The sequence below is a fragment of the Phenylobacterium aquaticum genome (assembly GCF_022695515.1).
Lineage (GTDB): Bacteria > Pseudomonadota > Alphaproteobacteria > Caulobacterales > Caulobacteraceae > Phenylobacterium > Phenylobacterium aquaticum.
The window spans coordinates 40,024-66,894 of record NZ_JALDPT010000018.1; the positions used below are offsets into that span (position 1 = coordinate 40,024).

28 protein-coding genes and 1 tRNA gene are annotated in these 26,871 nt (G+C 68.3%); 18 read left to right on the plus strand and 11 right to left on the minus strand.

The window, feature by feature from the left end; translation table 11 throughout:
- Positions 1-148 precede the first annotated feature (148 nt).
- From fliX to MQH10_RS14435, 4 genes are all read left to right on the plus strand, one after another.
- Positions 149-580, plus strand: a complete 432-nt coding sequence (fliX, locus tag MQH10_RS14420; protein ID WP_242564732.1) for a flagellar assembly regulator FliX — start codon at positions 149-151, stop codon at positions 578-580.
- Between the two features lie 100 nt (positions 581-680).
- Positions 681-1,109, plus strand: coding sequence for an RNA polymerase-binding protein DksA (gene dksA, locus MQH10_RS14425; protein ID WP_242564733.1), 429 nt, complete (start codon positions 681-683; stop codon positions 1,107-1,109).
- Between the two features lie 107 nt (positions 1,110-1,216).
- Entirely contained in the window at positions 1,217-2,884 is a 1,668-nt protein-coding gene (locus MQH10_RS14430; protein WP_242564734.1) for an NAD+ synthase, read from the plus strand.
- Positions 2,885-2,956: 72 nt separating this feature from the next.
- Entirely contained in the window at positions 2,957-3,931 is a 975-nt protein-coding gene (locus MQH10_RS14435; RefSeq protein WP_242564735.1) for a hypothetical protein, read from the plus strand.
- A gap of 633 nt (positions 3,932-4,564) precedes the next feature.
- Here MQH10_RS14435 and MQH10_RS14440 read toward each other — a convergent pair.
- Positions 4,565-5,167 carry an LOG family protein gene (locus tag MQH10_RS14440; protein WP_242564736.1) on the minus strand — a complete coding sequence of 201 codons (603 nt, stop codon included), beginning with the start codon at positions 5,165-5,167 and terminating at the stop codon, positions 4,565-4,567.
- Between the two features lie 95 nt (positions 5,168-5,262).
- Between MQH10_RS14440 and MQH10_RS14445 the strand changes: the two genes are divergently transcribed.
- Both MQH10_RS14445 and MQH10_RS14450 read left to right on the plus strand, forming a co-directional pair.
- Entirely contained in the window at positions 5,263-6,045 is a 783-nt protein-coding gene (locus MQH10_RS14445; RefSeq protein ID WP_242564737.1) for a hypothetical protein, read from the plus strand.
- A gap of 130 nt (positions 6,046-6,175) precedes the next feature.
- Complete coding sequence (locus MQH10_RS14450) at positions 6,176-7,933, plus strand: ABCB family ABC transporter ATP-binding protein/permease (protein WP_242564785.1); 1,758 nt, start codon at positions 6,176-6,178, stop codon at positions 7,931-7,933.
- Here MQH10_RS14450 and MQH10_RS14455 read toward each other — a convergent pair.
- From MQH10_RS14455 to MQH10_RS14465, 4 genes are all read right to left on the minus strand, one after another.
- Positions 7,930-8,403: a GNAT family N-acetyltransferase gene (locus MQH10_RS14455; RefSeq protein WP_242564738.1), complete on the minus strand. Its 474-nt coding sequence runs from the start codon at positions 8,401-8,403 to the stop codon at positions 7,930-7,932. The two genes, MQH10_RS14450 and MQH10_RS14455, sit on opposite strands and share 4 nt — an antisense overlap.
- Before the next feature lie 15 nt (positions 8,404-8,418).
- Positions 8,419-10,095 carry an efflux RND transporter permease subunit gene (locus tag MQH10_RS26445; RefSeq protein WP_272886940.1) on the minus strand — a complete coding sequence of 559 codons (1,677 nt, stop codon included), beginning with the start codon at positions 10,093-10,095 and terminating at the stop codon, positions 8,419-8,421.
- The gene (locus MQH10_RS26450; protein ID WP_272886941.1) at positions 10,011-11,627 is read right to left on the minus strand and encodes an efflux RND transporter permease subunit; all 1,617 of its coding nucleotides are present in this window, start codon (positions 11,625-11,627) and stop codon (positions 10,011-10,013) included. The genes MQH10_RS26445 and MQH10_RS26450 overlap by 85 nt, the downstream gene beginning before the upstream one ends.
- Before the next feature lie 94 nt (positions 11,628-11,721).
- Positions 11,722-12,798 (minus strand): efflux RND transporter periplasmic adaptor subunit, encoded by a 1,077-nt coding sequence (locus tag MQH10_RS14465; protein ID WP_242564739.1) that lies wholly within the window; start codon positions 12,796-12,798, stop codon positions 11,722-11,724.
- 254 nt (positions 12,799-13,052) lie between these two features.
- On the opposite strand from MQH10_RS14465, the gene MQH10_RS14470 reads away from it, so the two are divergent.
- From MQH10_RS14470 to MQH10_RS14495, 6 genes are all read left to right on the plus strand, one after another.
- On the plus strand, positions 13,053-13,493 hold the full coding sequence (locus tag MQH10_RS14470; RefSeq protein WP_242564740.1) for a VOC family protein: 441 nt from the start codon (positions 13,053-13,055) through the stop codon (positions 13,491-13,493).
- Positions 13,494-13,497: 4 nt separating this feature from the next.
- Positions 13,498-14,325 carry an aldo/keto reductase gene (locus tag MQH10_RS14475; protein ID WP_242564741.1) on the plus strand — a complete coding sequence of 276 codons (828 nt, stop codon included), beginning with the start codon at positions 13,498-13,500 and terminating at the stop codon, positions 14,323-14,325.
- A gap of 238 nt (positions 14,326-14,563) precedes the next feature.
- Positions 14,564-14,818, plus strand: a complete 255-nt coding sequence (locus MQH10_RS14480) for an OsmC family protein (protein WP_242564786.1) — start codon at positions 14,564-14,566, stop codon at positions 14,816-14,818.
- Positions 14,819-14,836: 18 nt separating this feature from the next.
- Positions 14,837-15,076, plus strand: a complete 240-nt coding sequence (locus MQH10_RS14485) for a DUF2188 domain-containing protein (RefSeq protein WP_242564742.1) — start codon at positions 14,837-14,839, stop codon at positions 15,074-15,076.
- Between the two features lie 74 nt (positions 15,077-15,150).
- The gene (locus MQH10_RS14490) at positions 15,151-15,984 is read left to right on the plus strand and encodes an HTD2 family dehydratase (protein WP_242564743.1); all 834 of its coding nucleotides are present in this window, start codon (positions 15,151-15,153) and stop codon (positions 15,982-15,984) included.
- A gap of 121 nt (positions 15,985-16,105) precedes the next feature.
- Positions 16,106-16,819 carry a DUF4328 domain-containing protein gene (locus MQH10_RS14495; protein ID WP_242564744.1) on the plus strand — a complete coding sequence of 238 codons (714 nt, stop codon included), beginning with the start codon at positions 16,106-16,108 and terminating at the stop codon, positions 16,817-16,819.
- Between the two features lie 34 nt (positions 16,820-16,853).
- Here MQH10_RS14495 and MQH10_RS14500 read toward each other — a convergent pair whose 3' ends face one another.
- From MQH10_RS14500 to MQH10_RS14510, 3 genes are all read right to left on the minus strand, one after another.
- The gene (locus tag MQH10_RS14500) at positions 16,854-17,819 is read right to left on the minus strand and encodes an HpcH/HpaI aldolase/citrate lyase family protein (protein WP_242564745.1); all 966 of its coding nucleotides are present in this window, start codon (positions 17,817-17,819) and stop codon (positions 16,854-16,856) included.
- A gap of 104 nt (positions 17,820-17,923) precedes the next feature.
- Positions 17,924-17,999 (minus strand) — tRNA-Asn (locus MQH10_RS14505).
- 60 nt (positions 18,000-18,059) lie between these two features.
- A complete protein-coding gene (locus MQH10_RS14510; RefSeq protein WP_242564746.1) occupies positions 18,060-19,100 on the minus strand; it encodes a DUF7064 domain-containing protein in 1,041 nt (346 codons plus the stop codon).
- Positions 19,101-19,424: 324 nt separating this feature from the next.
- On the opposite strand from MQH10_RS14510, the gene MQH10_RS14515 reads away from it, so the two are divergent.
- Positions 19,425-20,822, plus strand: coding sequence for a Mur ligase domain-containing protein (locus MQH10_RS14515; RefSeq protein WP_272886942.1), 1,398 nt, complete (start codon positions 19,425-19,427; stop codon positions 20,820-20,822).
- Here MQH10_RS14515 and MQH10_RS14520 read toward each other — a convergent pair.
- Complete coding sequence (locus MQH10_RS14520; protein WP_242564748.1) at positions 20,813-21,370, minus strand: TetR/AcrR family transcriptional regulator; 558 nt, start codon at positions 21,368-21,370, stop codon at positions 20,813-20,815. The genes MQH10_RS14515 and MQH10_RS14520 overlap by 10 nt on opposite strands.
- A 150-nt stretch (positions 21,371-21,520) precedes the next feature.
- Here MQH10_RS14520 and MQH10_RS14525 point away from each other — a divergent pair, with 150 nt between their 5' ends.
- Positions 21,521-21,955, plus strand: a complete 435-nt coding sequence (locus MQH10_RS14525) for a tautomerase family protein (protein ID WP_242564749.1) — start codon at positions 21,521-21,523, stop codon at positions 21,953-21,955.
- Between the two features lie 16 nt (positions 21,956-21,971).
- Here the strand turns inward: MQH10_RS14525 and MQH10_RS14530 are convergent, their stop codons facing one another.
- Both MQH10_RS14530 and MQH10_RS14535 read right to left on the minus strand, forming a co-directional pair.
- A complete protein-coding gene (locus MQH10_RS14530; RefSeq protein WP_242564750.1) occupies positions 21,972-22,787 on the minus strand; it encodes an acyl-CoA dehydrogenase family protein in 816 nt (271 codons plus the stop codon).
- Complete coding sequence (locus MQH10_RS14535; RefSeq protein WP_242564751.1) at positions 22,784-23,305, minus strand: acyl-CoA dehydrogenase family protein; 522 nt, start codon at positions 23,303-23,305, stop codon at positions 22,784-22,786. The genes MQH10_RS14530 and MQH10_RS14535 overlap by 4 nt, the downstream gene beginning before the upstream one ends.
- 133 nt (positions 23,306-23,438) lie before the next feature.
- On the opposite strand from MQH10_RS14535, the gene MQH10_RS14540 reads away from it, so the two are divergent.
- The 4 genes from MQH10_RS14540 to MQH10_RS14555 are packed head-to-tail and all read left to right on the plus strand — an operon-like array spanning position 23,439 to position 26,861.
- Positions 23,439-24,431: a phosphotransferase family protein gene (locus MQH10_RS14540; RefSeq protein WP_242564752.1), complete on the plus strand. Its 993-nt coding sequence runs from the start codon at positions 23,439-23,441 to the stop codon at positions 24,429-24,431.
- Complete coding sequence (locus tag MQH10_RS14545) at positions 24,428-24,790, plus strand: DUF6285 domain-containing protein (protein WP_242564753.1); 363 nt, start codon at positions 24,428-24,430, stop codon at positions 24,788-24,790. The genes MQH10_RS14540 and MQH10_RS14545 overlap by 4 nt, the downstream gene beginning before the upstream one ends.
- Before the next feature lie 32 nt (positions 24,791-24,822).
- A complete protein-coding gene (gene kynU, locus MQH10_RS14550; RefSeq protein ID WP_242564754.1) occupies positions 24,823-26,058 on the plus strand; it encodes a kynureninase in 1,236 nt (411 codons plus the stop codon).
- The gene (locus MQH10_RS14555) at positions 26,055-26,861 is read left to right on the plus strand and encodes a tryptophan 2,3-dioxygenase (protein WP_242564755.1); all 807 of its coding nucleotides are present in this window, start codon (positions 26,055-26,057) and stop codon (positions 26,859-26,861) included. The genes kynU and MQH10_RS14555 overlap by 4 nt, the downstream gene beginning before the upstream one ends.
- Positions 26,862-26,871 lie beyond the last annotated feature (10 nt).

Consider the following 26,871-nt stretch of genomic DNA (forward strand, 5'->3'; position numbering starts at 1 on the left):
TGGAATCCCTGAAGAAACTGGCGTTTTCCGCCGACGAAGGGCCGGGCGAATTTGGGGCTTGGGCAGAAATTGCCCGGCATTAACCATACTCTAAGGTCCGGAGCCGAAGAGTGCCCCCGAAGCGTAAGGCGGAAAGTTTGACCTGCCCATGAAGGTGAACGGAACGAGCGGCGTAGGGCCGGCCGGCGGACCTGGCAAAGCCAGGGGCGGCGACGGCCAGGGATTCCGCCTCCCGTCGATTTCGGCCCCTGCGGGGCCGGCCCAGGTGGCCCGGGCCGCGGGCCTCAGCGGCGTCATGAGCGTCGACGCCATTCTCGCCCTGCAGGACGTGGGCGGGCCTTTGGAACGCCGCCGCCGTGCGGTGCGCCGGGCGGGGCGTCTGCTCGACGTCCTGGACGGCGTGAAGCTCGGCCTGCTCTCCGGCGAGGTGAGCGCCGGCGATCTCGACAGCCTGCAGCGCGCCATCCGCGACCAGCGCGACTCTACCGACGATAGCCAGCTGGAGGGGGTGCTCGACGAGATCGAGACCCGCGCCGCTGTCGAACTGGCCAAACTGGAATGCGCGAAACTTTTACGATGATCCGCGCGCTGCGAGCGAGTCTCATTGCTTGGCCGCAGCGGTTTGCTATAAGCGCCCCGCGTGTCTTACGGGGCGTAACTCCAGGGGGCGTGAGGCGTATATGACCACAGCCACTGTCTTGGCTGACAAGCCGGAATACCGTCCTTCCGAGGACGAAGAGTTCATGAACGAGCGTCAGCTTGAGTATTTCAAGCAGAAGCTCATCAATTGGAAAGAGGATATCCTTCGGGAATCCCGCGAAACTCTGGTCCATCTCCAGGCCGAAACCGAGAACCATCCCGATATCGCCGATCGTGCGACGTCGGAAACGGATCGCGCGCTCGAACTGCGGACCCGGGATCGCCAGCGTAAGTTGATCTCCAAGATCGACGAGGCCCTGCGGCGAATCGAGGACGGCAGCTACGGCTACTGCGAAGAGACGGGGGAGCCGATCGGCGTCGCCCGACTGGACGCCCGGCCGATCGCCACCCTCAGCCTTGAGGCGCAGGAACGCCATGAACGCCGCGAGCGCGTTCACCGCGACGACTGACTTTTTGGGAGCGCCGCCCCTCACCGGGGCGGCGTTTCTGTTTCCCGCATTCCGACAGTCGGTATTCCGGCTGGCGAGGCGTCCGCAGCGACGCTACATGACGGGCCATGACACACCGCCTCGTCATCGCCGCCATCCAGGCCAATCCCACCGTGGGGGCCATCGCCCGCAACGAGGCGCTCGCCCGTGAGCGCATGGCCGAGGCCCGCGCCGCCGGGGCCGACATCGCGCTCTTCTCCGAACTGTTCCTCAACGGCTATCCGCCGGAGGACCTCGCCCTGAAGCCGGCCTTCTGGGCGGCGGGCAAGGCCGCCGTCGAGCGGTTGGCCGCCGAGACCACGGCCGATTTCGCCGCCCTGGTCGGTGTGATCTGGCCGGCCGAGGCCCCGGGCCGACGCCCGCGCAACGGGCTCGCCTTCCTGGCCGACGGCAAGGTCCAGGGCGTCGCGTTCAAGTGCGACCTGCCCAATTACGGCGTCTTCGACGAGAAGCGGGTGTTCGAGCCGGGCCAGGCGCCCAGCGTCTTCGAATGGAAGGGCGTGAAGCTCGGCGTCCCGATCTGCGAGGACATTTGGAGCGACGCGGTTTGCGCCGCCCTCAAGGCCCAGGGCGCCGAGATCCTGCTGGTCCCGAACGGCTCGCCCTTCCGCCGGCTGGCGGACAAGGAGCGCATGGGCGTCGCCGCCGCCCGGGTCGCCGAGACCGGCCTGCCGATGGTCTATGTCAACGAGGTCGGCGGCCAGGACGAGCTGGTGTTCGACGGCGGTTCCTTCGCCCTGTCGGCCGCGGGCGAGGTGGTCATGCGCCTGCCGATGTTCGAGGAGGCCCTGGCGCTCTCGACCTGGGAGCGGGAGGCCGGCGGCTGGACCTGTGTCGAAGCCCCGATGGGCCAATGGGTCTCGGGTGCGGAAGAAGTCTATCGCGCCATGGTGCTGGGCCTTCGCGACTACGTGAACAAGTCGGGCTTTCCCGGTGTTCTGCTTGGACTTTCCGGCGGGGTGGACTCCGCCATTGTCGCCGTGGTCGCGGCCGATGCGCTCGGCCCCGACCGGGTCCGGTGCTTCATGCTGCCGTCGCGCTACACCAGCCAGGACAGTCTCGACGACGCGGCGGGCTGCGCGGGCCGGCTGGGCGTGCGGCTGGACGAGATCGCCATCTCGCCCGCGGTCGACGCCTTCGCGCAGATGCTGACCCCGCTCTATGAGGGCAAGGCGCCGGATCTGACGGAAGAGAACATCCAGGCCCGGACGCGCGGCCTGTCGCTTATGGCGCTCTCCAACAAGCTCGGCCTGATGCTGCTGACCACCGGCAACAAGTCGGAAATGGCGGTGGGCTACGCCACCCTCTATGGCGACATGTGCGGCGGCTACAATGTCCTCAAGGACATCTACAAGACCGACGTCTACGCCGTCTGCGAATGGCGCAACGCCAATGATCCCTACGGCGTGGCGGCCAATCCGATCCCCGAGCGCATCCTGACCAAGGCGCCGTCCGCCGAGCTCCGTCCCGACCAGAAGGACCAGGACAGCCTGCCGGAATACGCCGAACTCGACGCGATCCTGTTCGGGCTGGTGGAGGAGGAGGCGACCCTGGACGAGATCGTCGCCCGCGGCCACGCCCCCGAGACGGTCGAGCGGGTCCAGCGCCTGCTCTACGGCTCGGAATACAAGCGCCGCCAGGCGGCCCCCGGCGTGAAGATCGGCCCCAGAGCCTTCGGCCGCGACCGCCGCTACCCGATCGTCAACGGGTTCCGCGACGTGGTGACGAAGGCCTGATCGCGCCGGGCGCTTACCCTTCGTTGTATTGTCGAGCTTGGGTGCTATCGTCCCCACGACCGGGGGGCGACCATGACCAAGAAGATCTTCGCAAGTGTTCTGGGCTGCGCCGCCCTGCTGCTCATCGCAGGCTGCGCCACGACGGTGGCGATCAGCGCGCGCTTTCCGCCGCGCTATGCGGAGACCGCGGACATCCGGCGCATCGCGGTGGGCGGGTTCAATGGCTATGGCGGCGCGGAATTCCAGGCGGCGCTGCAGGCCGAACTGTTCGCCGCGACCTTTGACGGCCGGCCCTATTTCACGATCGTCGCCACGGGCGGCCCGCCGGATACGGCCGGGGCCAGCGCCTATGGGCGGGAGATGGGCGCTCAGGGCGTGATCTTCGGCACGGTCAGCACCGACTTCAACACCTCGAGCTACCAGGGCAGCGAGGACCGCTGCGTCGAGTGGAACGAGAAGAAGAACTGCAAGAAATACAGGAGCTTCCCCATCCCTTGCTGGCGGCGCAACGTCGATCTGGTCGTCACGCCCAGCCTGGCCAACATCGCCGCCGGTCGGGTGGTCTATTCGAGCCAGAAGCGCGCCAGCCGCAGCGCCTCCTGGTGCGCCAACCAGAGCCCGTCGGGCAGCGACCTGGAGCTGGTGACGAGCGCTCAGCGGGAAATCCTCGGTGAAATCCGCCGTGACATCGCCCCCTACAACACGACGCTCGACGCGACCCTGAAGACCCGCGGCGACGGCCTGCCGACCGAGATCAAGGCGCAGTTCACGGCGGCGGTGAAGGCGGCGTCGAGCGGCGACATGGGCCAAGCCTGCGACGCCTGGACGGCGATCAACAAGGCGAGCCCCCGCAATGTCGACACGGTCTATGATCTGGGCGTCTGCGCGGAGAGCGCGGGCGACTACACCGGCGCGCTCACGCTCTATCGCCAGGCTCAGGGGCTGGCGACGGCGCCGGACAAGGATATCGCCGCCTCAATCGCCCGGGCCAGCGACCTCGCGGCGGCGCGGGCGGCGCTGGCCAGGACCAAGACGGGCAAGCGCTAGGCCTGGGCTGAGGCGCGGGAACCGCCGTTGATCATTCCGACGACGATCGCGACATCTCGGCCAAGAGCGATCCTGCGAATGGTAGGGTCGCTGGTCTTTGGGCTCATGGCTCTCATGGGTGTGAATTTGTTGGGGCCTGTGGGGCTTGGACTCGCAGTCCTTAGCGGTGGCTATTGCCTCGCCTGCCTGAGCGTAAATCTCTGGACGATCCGAGACCCAGGGGCGGTGCGTCTCACACACGAGGGCATTGAGGTTAAGCGGCCGTTGGGACAGGTGGCTGTGACTTGGAAGGAAATCTCGGGAACCTCGGCGCGTCGCGTTGGACTGATGGCAGATCTGGCGTTTGCGCCATTCACGGGCTTTGAATGGGTCGAGGTCCATCGAGTTGTAGGAGGGCCACCCGTGATTATCGCTGGCAGCACATTTGGTTCTAAGGCCCTGGCAGACCTCATCATCGCCGGGCGGTCGGAATGGCTGGCCAGGGAGCGGGCGATCTTTGGCGAGCCGGACTTCGCCCCAACCCCGCTTATCCCCGCGAAGGCGGGGAACCAAGCCGAGTCTGGTCCTGGTCAGGGCGAGGCAGGTTGATATCCCGCTTGGGTCCCCGCCTTCGCGGGGATGAGCGGTGAGTTGCTAGGTCAGCCTCGCCACGTCCGGCGCCATGGCGTGGATCTTGGCCGGGCCGCGGAGCAGGGCGGGGACCACGTCCTCGATCGCCTCGACGGTCACCCAGCTCTCCATGAATTCCGGCGGGGTGAGCTTGTGGTCCACCGTGTGCTGGAAGAGGGCGAACAGGGGTTCCCAGAAGCCGTTCGGGCTCCAGAACACCACCGGCTTGGCGTGCAGGTCCAGGCGGCGCCAGGACAACAGCTCGACGATCTCCTCCAGGGTGCCGACGCCGCCGGGCAGGACGACGAAGCCGTCCGAGCGCTCGAACATCATCTGTTTGCGCTCATGCATGGAGGTGACGACCACCGTCTCCACCACGTCGAGGCGGCGTTCCTTGATCTTCAGGAACTCGGGAATGATCCCCAGCACCTTGCCGCCGGCGTCATGCGCGGCCATGGCGCAGGCGCCCATCAGGCCGACGCCGCCGCCGCCGTAGATCAGCTCAAGCTTCGCGGCGGCGAGCGCGCGGCCGAGGTCGGCCGCAGCGGTCAGGAAGGCGGGCTCGGCCGCATCGGCGGAGCCACAGAAAACGCAGACGGAGGTAAGGGGGGCGGGGTCGTGCCCCATGTGGCAGGCTCCAGGAGAATCAGGTCGCGCCGCTTGAAGACCGGCGCGGAAGGGTCAGATTAGCTAGGACTTGGGTTAAGGAGTTTCAACCGGCCGTGTTTCGCGTGCGTGCGCCCCTTGTCGCGGTCCTGGCCGGCGCCGGCCTGCTGCTGGCCGCCTGTGGGCCGCAACCGGCGCAGAGCTCCGCGCCGGCCAGTGAGACCGAGACCCACGCCGCCTATCTGACCCCGCCGGCGGTGACCGATATCGCGCTTTCCGCCGGGCAGATGCTGATCTCAGGAACGGCGGCGCCCAATGCGCGGGTGCGCCTAGCCACGCCGACAGGTGTGACCAGCCTGGCCACCGCCGACGCCGCCGGCCTGTGGCGGCTGTCGGCGCCCGCCCAACCCCAGGCCGCGCTCTACGGCCTGTCCCAGAGCCTGGGCGGCCAGACCGTCCAGGCGGAGGGCTATGTCATGGTGACGCCGGCCGGCGCGGGATACCTGCTGCGCGCCGGGGCCGGCGCCGTGCGGCTGGGCCGACCGGCGACCCAGGGCATCACCGCTGTGGATTTCGACCGCGAGGGCGCGGCCGTGGTCTCCGGCCGGGCGCCGGCGGGAACCAGCCTCAGCGCCTGGGTCGATGGCCGCCGCGCCGCCGAGGGCCGCGCCGACCAGGCCGGCGCCTTCTCCCTGTCGCTCAACGCCCCCCTGCGGGACGGTGGCCACGATGTGAAGGTGTTCGGCGAATCCATCGACAGCCGCATCGCCTTCAGCGCCGCCCAGGCCCAGCCCCTGGTCGGCGGGCCATTCCGCGTGGTCCCGACCGCCGGCGGCGTCCGGGTGGACTGGATCACGCCCGGCGGCGGCGTCCAGTCGACGGTCGTCGCCGCCTCCTAAGTTCCTCGATCGCCCCGACAGGCAGGAAGACACCCCTCACTTGGCATTTCATCACGCTCATGGCGGCGGGCATTTCAAGGCCCCCGAGGTCGCGGCCCCGAACGAGAAGGGCTTCGGGTTCTGGCGCTCCATGTCGGAGCTGGCGCGCCTGGTTCTGCGCTCGGGCGCGGCCGGGCTGCGCTGGCGCCTGCCGCTGGCGTTGGGCCTGGTGTTCCTGGGCAAGCTCGCCGGGGTGTGGGCGCCGGTCATGCTGGGCGACGCCATCAACACGCTCGCCCCGGCCAAGGGCGAGACCCTGAAGCTCGGCGCCGATTTCGTCACCCTGGCCCTGGCCTTCGCCGGCTTCCGGCTGATCTCGGCCTGCGCCCCCTTTGCCCGCGACGTGGTCTTCACCCCGGTCTCGCAGCAGACCATGGCCAAGGCCGCGGTGGAGACCTTCGCCCACTCGCTCTCCCTGTCGCTCGACTTCCATCAGGGCAAGCAGACCGGAACCCTGGCCAGGATCATCGACCGGGGCTCGCGCTCCACCGACTTCCTGCTGCGCAGCGTGGTCTTCAACCTGGGTCCGACGGCGATCGAGCTGGTCATGGCGATGATCGTCATGGTCACCCGGCTGGACTGGCGGTTCGCGGTGACGGCGCTCGCCACCATCGTGGTCTATACGGTCGCCACCTTCCGGATCACCGACTGGCGGCTGTCGCACCGCCGGCGGCTGAACGAGACCGACAACCGTGCGGCCGGGGTCTCGGTCGACGCCATGATCAACTTCGAGACGGTCAAGACCTTCGGCGCCGAGACCCGCACGGTCGACCGCTACGAGGCGGCCATGGGTGACTATGTCCAGGCCTCGGTCCAGGCCAATGCGTCGCTCTCCATGCTCAACGCCGCCCAGGCGGTGGTGCTCAACGCCGGCCTCGGCCTGATGGCGGTCATGGCCGGGCTGGAGGTGATCCACGGCCACATGCGGATCGGCGACGTCACCACGGCGATCCTGCTGCTGACCGGCATCTATGGCCCCCTGAACATGCTGGGATTCAACTACCGCGAAATCCGCCAGGCCTTCATCGACATGGAGCAGATGGTCGGCCTGACCTCGCTGAAGCCGGACATCACCGATTCCGCCGCCGCCCGCGACCTGCCGCCGGCCAGCGGGAAGGGGGCCGAACTCACCTTCCAGGATGTCGACTTCCGTCATGACGCCCGGTCCAACGGCCTGCTTGGCGTCAGCTTCGTGGCCCCGCCGGGCACGACCACGGCCCTAGTCGGCCCGTCCGGCGCCGGCAAGACCACGGCGGTGCGCCTGGCCCTGCGCCTGCTGGATCCGCAGTCGGGGCGGGTGACCCTGGACGGCGTCGATCTGCGCGATGTGCGTCAGGCGACCCTGCGCCGGGCCGTGGCCTTGGTGCCCCAGGACGTGGCCCTGTTCAACGACACCCTGTTCGCCAACATCGCTTTCGGCCGGCCGGACGCCGATCCCGGCGCCGTGCGCGCCGCGGCCGACGCCGCCGAGCTGGGCGCCTTCATCGACGGCCTGCCCAACGGGCTCGACACCATGGTCGGCGAGCGGGGCCTGAAACTGTCGGGCGGAGAGCGGCAGCGGGTCGGCATCGCCCGCGCCCTGCTGGCGGAGCCCCGCCTGCTGATCCTCGACGAGGCGACCAGCGCGCTCGACGGCCGCACGGAGGAGGCGATCCAGGCCACCCTGCGCAAGGTGAGGGAGGGCCGCACCACCCTGGTGGTCGCCCACCGCCTGTCGACCATTGTCGACGCCGACCAGATCCTGGTGCTGCGGCGGGGCAAGATCGTCGAGCGCGGGACCCACGCCGAGCTGCTGGACAAGGCCGGTGAATACGCCGCCCTGTGGCGGCGCCAGACCCGGGCTCACTAGCCCCGCAGGGACAGGCTCATTTCCGAGGTCTGGGCCCAGCCCATCCGCTCATAGAGCGGGCGGCCCATGCGGGTGGCGTGCAGGATCATGTAGTCCAGCTCCCGGCGGCGGCCCTCCTCGACGGCCCGGTCCATCAGCTGGCGGGCCAGGCCCTGGCCGCGATGCTCGGGCTCGACGAAGACATTGAGAACATAGCCCCGCGCACCCTGCCGGGGATGGGACGGGTGGGGCGGCCAGTCGATCACCATCATGCCGAGCCCGGCGATCGGCGTCCCATCCGCCTGATCGACGATCCAGCCGAAATAGTCGCCGGCCGCCAGCCGCGGGGCGAGCCAGGGCCGGAACGCCTCGTCCATCGGGGCGAGATCGGCCGCAGACCGCCCGGACGCCTGGAACATCTCGCGGCGGTGACGGCAAATCACGTCGAGATCATCGACGCTCACCGGCCGGAAGACGCGAGCCTCCGCCATGGCCGCTCCGCCCGCCTATTCCGCAGCCCGGGGAAGGCCGTCGGGTTCGGCCTTCTTCCGCTTCAGACCGATCTGCTCGAACAGCCAGACGAACCGGGCGGAGGCCACCTTGGGCGCCGCTAGCAGCACCGGCGTCAGCACCAGGGTCAGCAGGGTGGCGAAGGTCAGGCCCCAGACCACGGCCGCCGACAGCTGCACCCACCATTCCGACCCCGGCGCCCGGTATTCCAGGTGCAGGTTGTGGAAGTTCGGGTGGACCTGGAACATCAGCGGCAACAGGCCAACCACCGTCACCAGGGTGGTCAGCATGACCGGCCGGAAGCGCTGGGCGCCGGCCCGCATCGCCGCCTCGTCCGCCTCATAGCCGGCCCGGCGCAGCTGGTAGAAGGTGTCGACCAACACGATGTTGTGGCCGACCACCACCCCGGCCAGGGCCACGACGCCTGTGCCCAGCATGATCACCGAGATGTAGTCGAAGGTGTGGGCGAGATTGATCTGCACCCCCAGCAGCACCCCCATGGTCGACAGGATCACCGCCGAGAGGGTCACGAACACCCCGTAGAAGCTGTTGAACTGCCAAAGCAGGATGATCATCATCATGAACAGGGCGGCCGAGATCGCGGTGATGAAGAACACCACGGCCTTGCGGCCCTCCTCGTCGGCGCCGGTGAACTTCCAGCGGACGGAGGAGTCGATCGGCGCCTTCTCCATCCACGGCCGCAGCTGCTGGATCTTGGCGTTGGCCGCGACGCCATCGACGACATTGGCCTGCACGATGACCAGCCGCTGGCTGTTGCGCCGCTGGATGGCCGTGACCTGCTGGGCCGGCACCCGCTTGACGAAGTAGCTGGCCGGAACCGGTCCGACGGCGGTGGGGATCTTCAGGTTCTCGAAGGCGTCGACATTGCGTCCCGCCGGGGTGAAGCGCACCCGGATGTCGAGCTCGTCCTCGGCGTCATCGGGCCGGAAGCGTCCGACCAGAACCCCGCCGGTCGTGTACTGAATCGCCTGGCCGATGGTCAGGACGTCGACCCCGTAGCGGCCGGCCGCCTCGCGATCGACGGTCAGGTTCCACTCGATGCCGGGCGAGGTGCGATTATCCTCGAGCTCGATGATCTGCGGGTCGGCGGCGAGCTTGGCCTTCACCAGGTCGGCGGCGCGGTTGAGCGCCGCGGGATTGTTGCTGCGCAGTTCGACCTGCACCGCCTTGCCGGTCGGCGGACCGCCCTGGGGCTCGCGCACCTCGATCTGCATGCCCGGCACGTCGGCCAGGCGGCGACGGATCTCCTTGGCGATGTCCTTGCCGCGCAGACCCAGGGCCTTGCGCTCCTCGTAGTGCTGGAACTCGACCTGGATGCGCCCGATGGTGTCGTTGGGCGCCGAGCGCGGGCCGCCGCCTGTGGCCGTGCCGGTCCGGACGTAGAGCGACTCCACGCCCTTGATCCCGAACAGCCGCCGTTCGACCTGGCTGACCAGCACGTCCTGGGCGTCGGGCGACATGTTGCCCCGCGCCTTGACGTAGACCGAGACATATTCCGGATCCTGATCGAGGAAGAACTCGGTCCGGTGCGGCGTCTTCGAGAACCACATGAAGATCGAGACCACGATCACCAGGGTGGCGACCACCGTGCGGCCGGGATGGCGGCCGAGCGTGTTGATCGAGCGGGCGTACCAGCCCATGAAGCCCGCCATCTCGCGCGGTCGCCCCGCTCGGACTTCTCGATCTCCGCCAGCAGGTGTTCGTCCACGCCGGCCTTGCGGCCCATGATCGAACCCAGCGCGGGGGTGAAGATCAGCGCCACGAAGATTGACGCGCCCAGCACGAAGAACAGGGTCAGCGGCAGGAAGCTCATGAACTTCCCGGCGATCGAGTTCCAGAACATGAACGGGATGAAGGCGCAGAGCGTGGTCAGGGTGCCGTTCAGCACCGGCCAGAACATCCGCTTGCCGGCGGCGGCGAAGGCCTCCTCCTTGGGCAGGCCCTCGGCCATCTTCCGGTCGGCGTATTCCACGACCACGATGCCGCCGTCGACCAGGATCCCCACCGCCAGCACCATGCCGAACATGACCATCTGGTTGAGGGTCACGTGCATGGCGTTGAGCATCAGGAAGGCCAGCATGAAGCAGGCCGGGATCGCCAGGCCCACCAGCAGGCCCTGACGGATTCCGAGACTGGCGATGATGATCACCATCACCAGGATGGTCGCGGAGATCAGGCCGCCCTCAAGCACGTTCAGGGTGCGGCCGATGAAGTCGCTTTCATCGAAGGTGTAGGAGACGTGGATCGTCTCCGGCCAGCGCTTCTGCTCCGTCGCCACGGTGGCGCGGATGCGCTTGACGGTGTCGAGGATGTTGGCGCCCGCGCGCTTTGAGACCTCCAGCGAATAGGCGGACTCCCCGTTGAAGCGGGTGATGTAGTTGGCTTCCTTGAAGGTGCGCCGCACCTCGCCGATGTCGCCCACCGTGATCAGCCGGTCGCCGTTGCGCTTGATCGGCAGGCTGAGGATGTCCTCGGGCTTGTCGACCACGCCCGGCACCTTGACCGCGAACTTGCCGCCGCCAGAGCGCATGTCGCCGGCCGGGACCAGCTGGTTGTTGCGGCCGATCACCTGGGCGAGGTCGCCGGTGGTGACGTTGTAGGCCTCCATCCGCACCGGATCGACGGTGACTTCCAGGAATTCCTCGCGGCCGCCGCTGAGTTCGGCCTCGAGGACGCCGGGGGTGGCCTCCAGCCTCTGCTTCAGGTCGCGCGCGACCCGGACGAGCTCGCGTTCCGGCGCCGCGCCCGAGAGCACGATGCCGATGACCGGGTCGCCGGAGAAGTTGGCCTCCTGGATAACCGGCTCCTCGGCGTCCGGCGGGAACTTGCCCCGCGCCAGATCGACCTTGGCGCGGACGTCCTCCAGCACCTTGTCCTTGTTGAAGTCCGGTTCGAACTCCAGGGTCACCACGGCCATGCTCTGGCGTGCGGAGGCGTTCATTTCCTTAAGCCCGTCAAGGGACTGGAGCTGAATCTCCAGAGGCTTGACCAGCAGGCGCTCGGCGTCCTCGGGGCTCACGCCCGGATAGGGGACGACGACCGAGACGAACGGAATGGTGATGTCCGGGTTCGATTCCCGGGGCATGGCGTTGTAGGCCATGAATCCGAAGAAGCTGGCGATCAGGGTGACGCCGAGCACGACTTTCCGCCGTTTGATGGCGCCGTCGATCAAGGGTCCGATCATGGTCTTCGCCTCCCGAGGACCGCGGCTCTGTGGCGCGCGGTCCAGACAATTCTAGCTCATGCGAGGCCAGGGCCCCAGCGGGGGCCCGGCCGGATCAGCGGCTCGCGCCGACCCGGACCTTCTGGCCCTCGGCCACATAGGACTGGCCCACCGTGATCACCCGGACCTGGCCGTGCAGTCCCGAGACCCAGACCCCGTCCGGGGTCTCCTCGATCACCGTCACCGGCGCGAAGCCGACCACGTCGTCGGCCTGCACATAGCGCACGCCCTGGCGGCCCGCGGCGTCCAGCACCAGGGCCGAGACCGGGACCAGATGGGCCGGGCCCTGACCGGCCTCGATCTTCACCGTGGCCGAGAGGCCCGAGCGGATCTTCAGGCCCGGATTCCGGGCCGTGACCTCGACGTGATAGGTGCGGGTCTGGGGATCGGCCTCATGGCTCAGATAGCGGACGTGACCCGACAGGGTCTGGCCGGAGAGCAGCAGGGCCGTGCCGGCCGCGCCGACCCGCAGGCGACCGGTCTCGGTCTCCGGCAGGTCGCCGACGATCAGCAGCGGGTCGAGCTCGATCATGGTGCCGCAGGACTGGCCGGGCGCCAGATAGGCGCCGATCTCGGCGTCGCGTTTGTCGAACACCCCGTCAAAGGGCGCGCGGACATTCATCTGCTCCAGGGCCACCTCGGCCTGGCGCAGGACGGCCTGGGCGTTGTCCAGCGCGGCCTGGGCCTGCAGCACCTGGGTCTGGGAGCGATAGCCCTTGCGGGCCAGCTCGACGGAAGCCTGCTGGGTCAGTTGCTGGGCGCGCACCTGGGCGCGGGCCTGGTCCACCGCCGCCTGGCGGGCGTCGACGTTCAGCTTGCACAGGATCGCGCCCTTGCGGACGAAGGCGCCCTCGACGGAGGGCACAGCGGCGACCGTGCCCGCCGTCTCCGAACGGACCACGACGCTGCGCGCGGCTTCCGTGCGGCCGCGGATGGTGACGGTGTAGCGATGCAGGGTCTCAGGCGTGGCCTGGACCTGGACGCTGGGCGGGCCGGACGGCTTCGCCGCCGCCGCGCCGGCCTTGGCGTCGGCCTTGTCGGTCTTGCCGCCGGACAGGCTGCCGATCGCAAACAGCAGCGCCACGAACAGGACGATGCCAATGGCGACCACATATGAAGACTTAAGACGCATCCAGTCGTTTCCCCAGCGCGACGTTCGCTTATTCGACCGACGCACGCGGGTGCGCGACCGTTTCCCCAACCTTCATGCAGATAGGTTGATGCGGTGTCTGATGCCACCGTTCCGCGAAGACAAATGAAATCGCCGACAGGAAGCGCATGCGTCGGCTAATGTGCCCCGAACGCCGCAATCCGGCGGTATGGTCTTGCGCGGAGACCGGCTATCCGGACCCCGCCAGTTTTGTGATTTGAGAGGAGCCAGAGCCGATGAAGTACCTGCACACGATGGTCCGGGTGACCGACCTGGAAGCCTCCCTCGACTTCTATTGCGCCAAGCTGGGCCTGACCGAGGTCAGCCGTGTCGAGAACGCCGGCGGCCGCTTTACCCTGGTCTTCCTCTGCGCGCCCGGCGACGAGGACCAGGCCAAGGCCTCCAAGGCCCCCATGGTCGAGCTGACCTACAATTGGGATCCGGAGGAGTACAAGGGCGGCCGCAATTTCGGCCACCTGGCCTATGCTGTGGACAATATCTACGAGACCTGCGCCCGGCTGCAGGCCGGCGGCGTGACCATCAATCGTCCCCCGCGCGACGGGCACATGGCCTTCGTCCGCTCGCCCGACGGCATCTCGGTGGAGCTGCTGCAGGCCGGCCCGGCGCTGGCCCCCGCCGAGCCCTGGGCCTCGATGGCCAATACGGGGGTCTGGTAGGCGCATGTCGGATCAGACCCACCTGACCCTGAACGACGGCCGCAGCATTCCCCAGGTGGGGCTCGGCGTCTGGCAGACGCCTGCCGACACCACGGCCGATACGGTCGCCGTGGCCCTGGCCGCCGGCTATCGCGCCGTCGACACGGCGGCCGTCTATCGCAACGAGAAGGGCGTGGGGGAGGGCGTGCGCCGCTCCGGCCTCGCCCGCAACGAGGTGTTCGTCACCACCAAGCTGTGGAACGACAACCAGGGCTATGACGCGGCGCTCACCGCCTTCGACAAGAGCCTGGGCCGGCTCGGCATGGACCACGTGGACCTCTATCTGATCCACTGGCCGGCCCCGACCCAGAACCTCTATCTGGATAGCTGGAAAGCCCTGGTCCGCCTGAAGGAGGAGGGGCGCGCCAAGTCGATCGGCGTCTCCAACTTCGCCGTCCCGCACCTGGAGCGGATCATCGGCGAGACGGGCGTCACCCCGGCGGTCAACCAGATCGAGCTGCACCCGCGGTTCCAGCAGTCCGCCCTGCGCGCCTTCCACGCCGACAAGGGCATCCTGACGGAGAGCTGGAGCCCGCTGGGCCAGGGCAAGACGCTGGATGATCCGACGCTCACCGCCCTCGCCCAACGCCACGGCAAGACCGCGGCCCAGGTGATCATCCGCTGGCATGTCCAACTGGGGCTCATCGTGATCCCGAAATCGGTGACCCCGTCGCGCATCGCCGAGAACCTCGACGTGTTCGGCTTCGCCCTGGACGACGCGGACATGGCGGCGATCGCCGGGCTGGACGGCGCGCAGGGACGGATCGGACCGGACCCGGCGGCGTTCGGCTAGTCGGATCTGATTTTGACTTTGACGCCGGGGCGGCCGAGGCGGACGCTCCGGCCCGATCCCGCAGGAGAACCCCCATGGATGTAACGGTCGAGGACCGCTGGTCGTCCGCCGACGACGGCGGCCATGGCGGCCTGCAGCTGCTCGTTTCGGCGGGCCGGCCCGGTTCGTCGCCGATGAGCCGGTCTCCCATGGCGGGCTCGACCTGGGGCCCACGCCCCATGACCTGGTCGCCGCCGGTCTGGCGGCCTGCACCGCCCAGACCCTGCGCCTCTACGCCAAGCGCAAGGGCATTCCCCTGGGCGCCGTCCATGTGGCGGTCTCGCACCACCGCAGCGCCGAGGCGACGCCCCACGACAGCTTCACCCGGGTGATCACCCTGGCCGGCGGTCTCGACGCCGATCAGAGGGCGCGGCTGCTGCAGATCGCCGAGATGTGCCCGGTGCACCGCATGCTGACCGCCGGCTCGGCGATCAGCACCTCCCTTACCCCCTAGTCCTACTGGAGACCTTCCATGGTTCATGTCGTCTATCAGGTCGTCGAGCACGACGGGGGTTGGGCCTATCGCTCGAACGGGGTTTATTCGGAGACCTTCAAGACCCGGGCCGAGGCCCTGGCCCGCGCCCAGCGCGTGGCCCGCGAACAGCGGGTCCCTGGCGCGACCGAGGAGATCCAGTACGAGGACGAGACCGGCGTCTGGCGCACCGAACACGCCGACGGCCATGACCGCCCGGAGACCGACGTCCAGGGCTGAATTCGCTCCGAGAGGTTTGCGTCGGTCGCCAAAGCCCGCCATTCAGTCGCCTGTCGCAAGATGGGAGACCGGCCGTGAGCGAGCCCCTGGAGCAAGGCCTGATCGAGACGTGGCGTGGCTGGATCGGCCGCGAGGAGCGGCGGAGCGAAGCCCTGGATCCTGAGGCTCTGCGCCGGTTCGCCGCCGCGGTCGGCGCGGGGCTCGACGTCGAACAGGCCCAGCCGCCCCTGGCGCACTGGGCCTTCTTCCTGCCGGTGTTCCCGGACAGCGAGATCGGGCCGGACGGTCACCCCAAGCGCGGCGGGTTCCTGCCGCCGGTGACCCTTCCGCGCCGGATGTTCGCGTCGTCCGCCATGACCTTCGGCGCGCCGCTCGTGCTGGGCGAGCCGGCAGAGATGGTCTCGACCATCCTGGACGTGAAGCATCGTTCGGGCCGCACCGGCGATCTCGTGTTCGTCGAGGTCGAGCGGGTGATCTCGCAAGGCACGGGCGTCTGCGCGCGCGAGCAGCAGACCATCGTCTATCGCGGGGCGGGGGAGGCGACCGCCGCCCTGGTCCCGGTCGCCCAGGACCTCGGGCCGGACGACGAAGCCTGGCGGCCCGACACGGTGCGTCTGTTCCGCTTCTCGGCCGTCACCTTCAACAGCCACCGCATCCACTACGACCAACCCTATGCGCGCGGCGAGGAAGGCTATCCCGACCTGGTGGTGCATGGCCCCTTCACGGCGGCCAAGCTGCACGCCTATGCCACCCGACGCCTGGGGCGGCCCCTGACCCGCTTCTCGTTCCGCGCCGTGGCGCCGATCTTCGTGGACCAGCCCGTACGCCTGACCGGCGATCCGGCGACGGGCGCCTTCCAGGCCATCCGCTGCGACGGCGCCCAGGCCATGGCGGCGGAGGCGGGCTGACGCCCTGGATCGCGGTCGGGGTTATCGACAGGTCCGCGAAGCTGTGTTTCGATCAACCTGAGGTGGGGGTCGAAGCGCTGTGGACACGGTCATTCTGCGGTCGGAGTGGCGACGCTGGACGTTGGCGCTCAACATCATCTCGACGCTTTGCCTGGGTCTTCAGGGTCTGCGCGCCGTGTTGGTCGGCGACCTGGCTGCAGCCTGGCTCGGGGATGTCGGCGACGCCGGAGCCGTGACGGATGTGTGGCTCAAATGGACCTATGTGGCCACGGCTTGTGTGGAACTGGCCTGGATCTACAAGGCCTATTCGCTCGCGTCTCAAGTCTCTGGAAAGCTGAAATATTCGCCGATCCAAGCGGTTACGCTGCTCATATTCCCCGCGCTCAATTTGCTCTACGGCATACCCGTGGCCTATGCGCTTTGGAGGAGCGCTCGAGCCCCCGAAAGGTCTCTGTTGATCCTTGTCTGGTGGGGGTTCTGGATCGTCTCCTTCTATTTCAGTGTCCTATGGTACGTTTCGTATCTCATGCCGGTCAGAGGCCAGATCCTATTCGTCGGATCGACGGTGTGCTTTCTCATCCTGGCCAACCGCATCACGGGCTATCAACTCGCCCAAATGGCGGCCGAGCCGTCGGGCCTGGCGGACGCCGCAGAGGAACGGCCTTCAGCGCCCCGGCCCGCGGGCTGGAGCCTGGACGGCGGCGTCGAGCCCCTTGCCACCACGCGCATTGATGAGCTGGCCCAAGAGCATTCGATGACGGTTCAGCAGGTGATCCCCGCGGCCCCTGCGCCAGTGGTTGTGATCAGGAAGCCGGCGGCGCCGAAGGGCGATTGATCCGCGGCATGATCGGCGGACTGGCCTTGAAGGCCTAAGCCAGCCCGATCCGGCGCGCTTTCTCCACCAGGCCCTGGGCCTGACGGACGGAGGCGATGTCGATCATCTTGCCGTCCAGCACCACGGCCCCGCGGCCGGCGGCCGAGGCCTCGTCCAGGGCGGCCAGGATGCGCTTGGCCTTGTCGATCTCGGCGGGGGAGGGCCTGAAGGCGGCGTTCAGGGGCTCGATCTGGCTGGGGTGGATCGCCCACTTGCCGTCGAAGCCCATGGCGGCCGAGCGGCGGGCGGCGGCCTCTAGGCCCTCGGGATCGTTGAAGTCGCCATAGGGGCCGTCCACGGGCCGCACGCCGGCCGCCCGGCAGGCCACGACGATGCGGGCCAGGGCATAGTGCCAGGGATCGCCCAGGAACCGCGCCCGAGCCCCTTGCGCGTCCGCGTCGGCGAGGACGGCGTAGTCCGGCACCGGGCCGCCGATGGAGGTCGAGCGCGCGCCGATCGAGGCGGCGAAGTCGCCGGGGCCAAAGTGCAGGCTCTCCACCCGCGGGCTGGCGGCGGCTATGGCCTCGACGTTGGTGAGCCCCTCGGCGGTCTCGATCTGCAGCTCCAGACCCAGGCGCTTGCGGCCGGTGGCGGCCTCGATCTGGGAGAGCAGCACATCCAGCAGGTGGACGTCGGCGGCGCTGTTGATCTTCGGGACCATGATCAGGTCGAGCCGGTTCCCGCCGCGCTCGGCCACCTCGATCAGGTCGCGGTACATGAAGGGGGTGTCGAGCGCATTGATCCGCACCGAGACCGTGCGCTGGCCCCAGTCCAGTTCGTTGAGGGCGGCGATCACCGTCTCGCGGGCGGCGGGCTTGTCGGACGACGCGACCGAGTCCTCCAGGTCGAGCATGACGATGTCGGCGGCGCTTGCGGCGGCCTTCTCCAGGAATCGGCGCTGTGATCCGGGAACCGACAGCTGGGAGCGATTCAGGCGGGCGGGGCGGGCGGCGTCGAACATGGGGACGGCTCACAGGGCAGGGCGCGGCGGCGCGGGAACGCGAGCCCGGTCATAAGTGCGGCGATGGCGTGGGTCTAGCGGGGGAGCGCTCCGGCTCCCCACGATGGCTCCCCGAGCAGGACTCGAACCTGCGACAAGTCGGTTAACAGCCGACTGCTCTACCAGCTGAGCTATCGGGGAACATCGTTGGAGGCCGGGCGTATAGACTGGCCGCGCGGGCGCGCAAGCGGGTCTTGGCGACTAAAATCCGAGCTCCTTGCCGTTGGCCTTCCCGTCGACGATCTGATCGAGATATTCGCTGAGCCCGTAGCCCACCAGCTCGCCGCAGCGGTACTCGGTGAAGCCCTCGGTGATGCGGGTCTGCAGCTCGGTTCCGTCCGGCGCGGTGCGGCGGTTGCGCAAGGGAATCAGCGAAATCACCTGGCCGGTGACCTCATAGGCCTTGCCGCCCTCGGTCTTCACCATGGCGCGCAGGGCGGTCTGATAGCCGTGCTCGTCCCAGTCGCTGTCGATCACGCATTCCTCGATCAGGTCATAGATCCCGTCGCGGAACACCATGCCGCCCTGGCGGACCCCGCCCTTGCCGTCGCCGATGGTCGACAGCATCATCCCGAAGTCGCGGCCGAAGTTCATCGGGCACCAACGGTACCAGTCGATCGCCTGCCAGTGGCGCGGGCCCCAGGACTTGTCGCGCAGGCCATAGCCCGAGATCTCGAATCGCTCGTCGCCGACCGAGAAGCTGCCGCTGGCGGCGCAGTGCTGCTCGTAGTGCGCCTTGGCGAAGGACTTCTCGGGATCGATCTCCAGGGGCGTGCCGTCCGCCTTGACGGTCTCGCCGCCATACATGGGCGACACGCCCTCATAGGTCAGGTCGACGGTGCAGGGGACGGTGGGGTTCTCGCGGAAGGCCTTCTTGGGATCGGCCATCTCATGCGGCCGGGCCAGGACCAGGGCCTTGCCGGAATAGGTGACCTTCAGGCGCTTGAAGGGCTCGACCACCTCGACCTTCAGGCCGCCGGCGTTGAGCTCCTTGTTGTCCTCGATCGTCGGCCGCCCGAACATGAAGGCCACCCGGCCATCCGGCAGATAGAGGCAGACGCTCATCTCGGCATAGTGCTCGTTGGGCCGGTTGCCGACCCGGAACCAGCCGCCCGTCTTCTTCGCGGGGTCGAAGACGTTGAAGTACATGCTCTCGTTATAGTTCTTGGCGTCGCCCGGATCGTGCGGGAACTCGTCCTGCGGTTCGAGGCGGGTCTTGAAGCCGGTCGGAGTCTTGGCCATGCGGGCCTCCCAGGGATTGGAATTTCCGGTATGTTGGGCGCGTTGACGCTGGGGGCGCCAAGCGGAACTCGACGGTTTTGACGCAGGTCAAAAAAAAGCCCGGCAGTGCGCCGGGCTGTTTGAAGTCGGTGATGGTGGGGTGTCTTCAAGGAAGACAACGACAGACTCTGCTCCCCTGGTGAACCAAAGGTTAATTGGGCGGATTCAGACTCATTAATCGCCCAAAAGGACAGAATGCCGCATAGGAAGGCGCTGGTCGGGATAGGGCGGCTGGCGGCAAGAGGGGCGGGTCCGCGGGATTGGCGGGGCCGGAGACGGGGCGAAATGCGCATACATTTCACAGGTATAGCGGGGGCCGGCATGAGCGCGGCGGCCCTGATGATGCGCGACGCCGGCCATCAGGTGTCAGGATCCGACCAGGACGTGTTTCCGCCCATGTCGACCTATGTGGCGGGCCTGGGCTTCCCGGTCGTTTACCGATTCGACGCGGCGAATCTCCCGCAGGACCTCGACATCCTGGTGCTGGGCGCCAGCGCCAAGCTGGGCGGAGACGACAATCCCGAGGTCGCGGCGGCCCGCGCCCGGGGCGTGAAGATCACCACTTTCGCCGAACTGGTGGGGGAGGCGACGGCCAAGCGCGTGAACACAGTGGTCGCCGGCTCGTTCGGAAAGTCCACCTGCACGGCCCTGCTGGCCCATGTGCTGCACCAGGCGGGCGTCGACGCCGGCTGGATGATCGGGGCGATCTCGCCGTCGCTTCCCGCCACCGGCCATTGGGGCACGGCGCCGGACATGGTGCTGGAGGGCGACGAATATGTGGTGAGCCAGAGCGACCACCGCTCCAAGTTCGCCCTCTATCACCCCGACCACCTGCTGCTGACCTCGCTGATCCACGACCACGTCAACGTGTTCCCGACCTTCGCAGAGTACGAGGCGCCGTTCCGCGACCTGCTGAGGGGCCTGCCGGCGGCCGGCGTGGCGGTGATGCGCGAGCACCCGGCGATCCGCGCCGTAGCCGGTGAGACCGCCGCCCGCATCGTCTGGTACGACACTGAGCCCTGCGACGGCTGGTTCAGCCGCGACGTGGTCTATGGTGAGACCACCCGCTTCACCCTGGTCGGGCCCGGCGGGCGCACCCTGCCGCTGGCGACCTCCCTGCTGGGCGCCCACAACATCGAGAACATCGTCGGCGTCAGCGCCTATCTGCTGGAGCGCGGCCTGGTGAGCGAGGCCGCCCTGGCCGCGGCCCTGGCGAGCTTCGGCGGCATTCGCCGCAGGCTGGACCGGCTGACCACCACCTCGCGCGTCCCCCTGATCGAAGGCTTCGGCTCCTCCTACGAGAAGGCCCGCTCGGCCATCGAGGCCCTGCAGCTGCACTATCCCGACCGCCCCCTGACGGTGGTGTTCGAACCCCACACCTTCTCCTGGCGCTCCCGCGACGCGCTCGGCTGGTACGACACGGTGTTCGAGGGCGCGGCCCGCGTGCTGGTGATCCCGCCGCCGGAGCACGGGGCGGCCAGCCATCACCAGTCCAGCTATGACGAGATTCTCGCCCGCGTCGCCGCCACCGGCGTACCGAGCCGGGGCGTCCGGACTGCGGAGCAGGCAACCGCGGCGCTCAGCGAGCTCGAGGGCGACGAGATCGTCCTCCTTCTGTCCTCAGGCCCCCTGCTGGGCCTGCCGGACAGCCTGCCGGCCGTGATGGACCGCTTCTACGGCTGAAGATCGCGACGGCTGGCGTCGAGCGCGGTCGACAGAATCTCGCGGGCCAGCGGGCTGTCGTCCGGCAGGGCGCGGGCCAGGATCATGGCGCCGGCCATGCGGCTGAACAGGGCGATGGCGTCGGCCCGCTGGGTCTCGCCCGCCGGCAGGCGTTCGGCCACAGAGGCGAAGATCCGCTCCAGACCCTCGGCGAACACCGCCTTGACCGGCTCTGGCTGGCGCGCCGCGTCTCCGCCCAGGGCGGCGGCGGGGCAGGTGCGGCCCGGCGCCCGGCGCGCCGCATCGGACAGATAGCCGGTGACCAGCTCGTCCAGGCTGCGGGCCTTGGCCCGCTCGGCGTCCATGCTGCGAAAGGCGTGGTCCAGGGCCTCGGCGGCGAGCGCCTCCTTGGAGTCGAAGTGATTGTAGAAGCCGCCATGGGTGAAGCCGGCGGCCTTCATCAGCTCGCCCACCGCCACGCCCTCGAAGCCCCGCTCGCGGAACAGCCGGGCGGCGACCTCCACCACCTTGTCGTGGTTCTCCTGGGCCTGGCTGCGGCTGATGCGCATGGCGGTCGCCTTTCGATGATGTGCATCATCAATAATCCGTGAGCGCGCCGATTTCAAGCGCAGGACGGATTGTCCCTCGGGTTTAAATGATGATGATCATCATCAATGAGTCCGGCGGGAATGGCCTGCGGACCAGCAGGGACATCCGTCATGCCGCTTTGGAAGCTCTATCACCCGCCCGGCGCCTTCTCGGCCGAGGACAAGAAGGCGATGTCGACCGCCATCACCGCCCTCTATGCGCGGCTGCCGAAGTTCTATGTGGGGGTGATCTTCGAGGAGGTGGCGCCGGCCAATTTCTATGTGGGCGGCGAGAGCCGGGACAATTTCGTCCGCATCTGGATCGACCACATCGCCCGGACCCTGCCGACCCCGGAAGCCCGGGCGCGATGCGTGGCGGCCTTCGACGCGACCCTGGCGCCCTATATCCGCGACCGCGGGCTCGACTGGGAGTTCCACATCGACGAGACGCCCTTCGACCTCTGGTCCATCCAGGGCTACCGGCCGCCGGCCGCGGACTCCGAGGCCGAGAAGCGCTGGATCGCGGAGAACCGACCCAGCGCCTATGCGACGGAGCCGGCGGTCTGACCGCCGGCCCCTAGGATCAGTGCCGCGGTGGGATCGGCTGGACGTATTCGTCGCTCACCGCGACATCGGCGAACATCTTCTTGCGCGGCCCCATGTAGCCGAACAGGAAGGCCGCCACTTTCCGCATCTGGATCTCTTCCGACCCCTCGGTGATCCGATAGCGGCGGTGGTGGCGATAGATGTGCTCGAAGGGCTTGTGGCGCGAATAGCCCATGCCCCCGTGGATCTGCATGGCGCGGTCGGCGGCCTCGCAGACCAGTCGGTTGGCCCAGTAGTTACACATCGAGACCTTGTCGGAGATCTGCTTCTCGATCTCCTTGTGCTCCATGTGATCCATCTGCCAGGCGGTCTTACGGATCAACAGGCGCAGCATCTCGCACTGGGTCGAGAGTTCGACCAGCGGCCACTGGATGGCCTGGTTGTCGGACAGGGGCTTGCCGAACGGCTTGCGCTCGCGGGCGTACTTCACGCTCTCGTCGATGCAGAAGACCGCCGCCCCCAGGGACGAGGCCGCCTGGCGGATGCGATTCTGGTGCACGAAGCTCTGGCCCAGGCCCAGGCCGCGGTCGACCACGCCCCAGTAGCTGTCCTCCGGCACCCAGACGTCGGTGTAGCTGACGCGGGGGTGGTCGGTCGGCATGTTGAAGGTCCACATGTACTGCTCGACCTTCACCCCGGGCGCGTCGGCCGGGACGATGAAGCAGGTGATGCCGGTGGCGTCCCCGTCCTTGCCGCTGGTGCGGGCGAAGACCATGCAGTGGGTGGCCACGTGCATGCCCGTCGACCACATCTTCTCGCCGTTGATCAGCCAGCCGGGCTGGCCGTCCTTCACGTGCGGGACGCGCGGGTCTCCATGAAGGTGGCGTCCGAGCCGTGATTGGGCTCGGTTAGGCCGAAGGTCGTCCGCATCTTGCCGCCGAGCACCTTCTCGCCGTCGCGGGCGTACTGGGCGTTGGTGGCGAACTCCTTGAACATCAGGATGAAGGGGTTGTTGCCGACGATCGAGTGCTCGGTCTGCAGGTCGTTGTGCAGGCCCAGGCCCTTGGCGGCCAGGTGCTCGCGGATCACCGCCATGTCCAGGTTCGAGCCGCCCTTGCCGCCCATCTCCGGCGGCCAGGCGTAGCGCAGGTGGCCGGCGTCGTCGGCGACCTTGCGGGCCTCGGCGAGCAGCTCCTCCCACTCGTGGCGGGGCAGGCCGTCGCGGTCCCAGTCGGTCCGGGCGTGCTCGCGCCGATGGTCGAAGAACCGGATGTTGTCGTCGCGGTTCTCGATCGGCTTGATCTTGTCCTCGATGAAGGCGTCGAGCTCGGCCAGATAGGCGGTCAGCTCAGGGGACAGGTTGAAATCCATGGTCTCACTCCCTCGGGGTGTTGGCCCCGTCGCGTTTTGGCCGGCAGGTTGGTCGTCAAAATTGGCGATTTACAAGCCGGCTGTTCGTCCTGCAGATCGTTAAATCTGAGTCAGCCGAAAGTTCCGTGGCGTCATGGAAGTCGATATCGCACAAGCTCTTACGCGGCTCGCGCCGAAGCTGGGAGCGCCGGGTGGAAGTATAGAAAATCTCCAGCGCCTGTCCGGCGGCGCCAGTATGGAGACCTGGGCCTTTACGGCCGTAGCGGAAGGTGTCCGCAAGGAGCTCATCTTGCGGCGCCGTCCTGGCCCGTTTGACGAGGAGACATCCCGCTCCACCTCGCTCGCAACCGAGGCGGCCCTGATCCGCGCGGCCGAGAAGGCCGGCGCCCCGGTCGCCCCGATCATCCATCTCGCCGAGCCCGAGGACGGTCTGGGAGAGGCCCACATCACGGCGCGAATCAGCGGCGAGACCTTGGGGCGGAAGATCGTCTCCGACCCGAAATTCGAGACTGTGCGTCCGCATCTGGCCCGCCAGTGCGGTCAGATCCTGGCGCGGATCCACTCGATTTCCCCCGAGGGGCTGCCCCTGAAGAGCGCCGATGCGCTGGGCGAACTCGACCGCTACGAGGCGGTCTATCGCCACTCCGGCGCCGAGCGGCCGATCCTGGAACTGGCCTTTCAGTATCTGCGCAAGGCGACGCCGCCACCGATCCAGGACGTGGTGCTGCACGCCGACTTCCGGAACGGCAATCTGATGGTCGACCCCGACAAGGGGGTCGCCGCGGTGTTGGACTGGGAGCTCTCGCACCTGGGTGATCCGGCCGAGGACCTGTCCTGGCTCTGCGTCAATTCCTGGCGGTTCGGGCGCAGCGACAAGCCGGTCGGCGGCTTCGGCGAGTATCAGGAGCTGCTGGAGGGCTACGCCGAGGCCGGCGGCGCTGAGATCCCGCTGTCGCGGGTGCTCTATTGGCAGACCCTGGGCTCCCTCAAATGGGGGGTGATGTGCCTGATGATGTACGAGAGCTACGCCTCGGGCGGCACGACCTCCGTCGAACGGCCGATGATCGGCCGCCGGGTCTCGGAAACCGAGATCGATCTTGTCCATCTGATGGAGGCCGGCCTGTGATTGAACATCCGAAAGCCGAGGAACTGGTCGAGGCCGTCTCCAAGTGGATCGACAGCGTGCGTCCGAGCCTGCCGCCCCGCGACGCCTTCCTGGCCCGCGTGGCCGTGAATGTGCTGGGCGTGGTGCAGCGCGAGCTGGCTCTGGGCCCGGCGGCCGAGGCCAATGCGGTGCGTCGCCTGCGGGACCTGCTGGGCCAGGAGGGCGACTTCCAGGCCCTGAACGCCCAGCTGTGCGAGGCCATCCGCAGCGGCGAGATGGGGGTGGAGACGCCTGGACTGCTGGCCGCGCTCAAGGCCAACATCACCGAGCAGATCGCCATCGACCAGCCGAACTACGTTTCGGTGCGGCCCGCGACCTAGCGGAAGGCGGCGTTCGGCGGTAAGCGCGGGTCATGAGTCTGACCCGCGCGGCCTGCGAGGCCCTCGATCGCGACGATCCCCTGGCGGCCCGTCGGGACCTGTTCGATCTGCCCGAGGGGCTGATCTATCTGGACGGCAATTCGCTGGGCGCCTTGCCGCGGAATGTCGGCGTGCGCCTGTCGGCCGCCGTGACCGGGGAGTGGGGGCGGGGCCTGATCCGCAGCTGGAACACGGCCGACTGGATCGGCCTGCCGGCGCGGGTGGGGGGCAGGATTGCCCGGCTGGTCGGCGCCGAGGCCGACGAGGTGATCTGCGCCGACTCCACCTCCGTGAACATCTTCAAGCTGGCGGCCGCCGCCCTGGCCATGCGGCCGGGCCGCAAGGTCATCCTGTCGGAGCCCGGCAACTTCCCGACCGATCTCTACGTGCTCCAGGGCCTGGCCGAATTCGCTGGCGACGTGGAGCTGCGCACCCTGCCGGCGGACCAGATCCCCGCGGCCCTCGACGACCAGGTCGCCCTGCTGCTGTTGACCCAGGTCCACTACAAGACCGGCCGCCTGCACGACATGGCGGGGCTGACCCGTCGCGCACACGAGGTTGGCGCCCTAACGCTCTGGGATCTCAGCCATTCGGCCGGGGCGTTGCCGGTCGATCTGAACGGCTGCGAGGCCGATCTGGCGGTAGGCTGCGGCTACAAGTATCTGAACGGCGGCCCCGGCGCCCCGGCCTTCGCCTTCGTCGCGCGGCGCCACCATGAGGCCTTCCGCTCGCCCCTCTCAGGCTGGATGGGCCATGCGCGGCCCTTCGAATTTGTGGACGCCTATGAACCCGGCCAGGGGCTGGCGCGGGCCCTGTGCGGCACGCCGCCGGTGCTGGGGATGACGGCCCTGGAGGCGGCGCTGGAGGCCTTCGACGGGATCGACATGGCGGCGCTCCGGGCCAAGTCGATGCGGCTCGGCGACCTGTTCCTGGATCTGGTCGAGGCGCGCTGCGCCGCTCATGGCTTCGCCATCGCCTGCCCGAGGGATGCGACCGCGCGGGGCAGCCAGGTCGCGCTCGCCCATGCCGAGGGCTACGCCATCATGCAGGCCCTGATCGCCCGCGAGGTCATTGGCGATTTCCGCGCCCCCGACATCCTGCGTTTCGGCTTCACGCCGCTCTATGTCCGCCATGTCGATGTCTGGGACGCCGTCGACCGGCTGGTCCTGGTCATGGACCAGGGCGAATGGCGGGACCCCAAGTTCCATCAGAAGGCGGCCGTCACATGACCGAACAGATCCACGCCCGCCCCGACATCAGCTACGGCCAGTACCTGGACCTGGACAAGCTCCTGTCCGCCCAGAACCCGCGCTCGCCGGTGCATGACGAGCTCCTGTTCATCATCATCCACCAGGCCTCGGAGCTGTGGCTCAAGCTCTCGATCCACGAGCTGGCCGCCGCGCGCGCCCACATCGCGGCGGACGATCTGGGCCCGGCCTTCAAGATGATCGCCCGGGTCAGCCGCATCCAGGGCCAGCTGATCCAGTCCTGGGACGTGCTGGCCACCATGACCCCCAGCGAATACGCCCTGATCCGGCCGCACCTGGGCCAGAGCTCCGGCTTCCAGTCGCATCAGTACCGGATGCTGGAGTTCCTGATGGGGGCCAAGGACGCCGACATGCTGCGGGTCCATGAGGACACCCCCGCCCACGCCGCCCTGTCGACCGAGCTGTCGGCGCCCAGCCTCTATGACGAGTGCGTGCGCCTGCTGGCCCGGCGCGGCTTCGCCATTCCGGCGGTGGTGCTGGACCGCGACCTGCGCACGCCGCACGAGGCCGATCCCGCGGTCATGACCGCCTGGGCCGAGGTCTATCGCGATCCCGACCGCCACTGGGACCTCTATGAACTGGCCGAAAAGCTGGTCGATCTGGAGTTCCGGTTCCAGCAGTGGCGGTTCGCCCACCTCAAAACCGTTGAGCGGATCATCGGATTCAAGGGAGGGACAGGCGGCTCGTCCGGCGCCACCTATCTCGCCCGCGCCCTGCAGGCCTCGTTCTTCCCCGAGCTGTTCCAGGTGCGCACCAACCTCTGATCGGGACAGG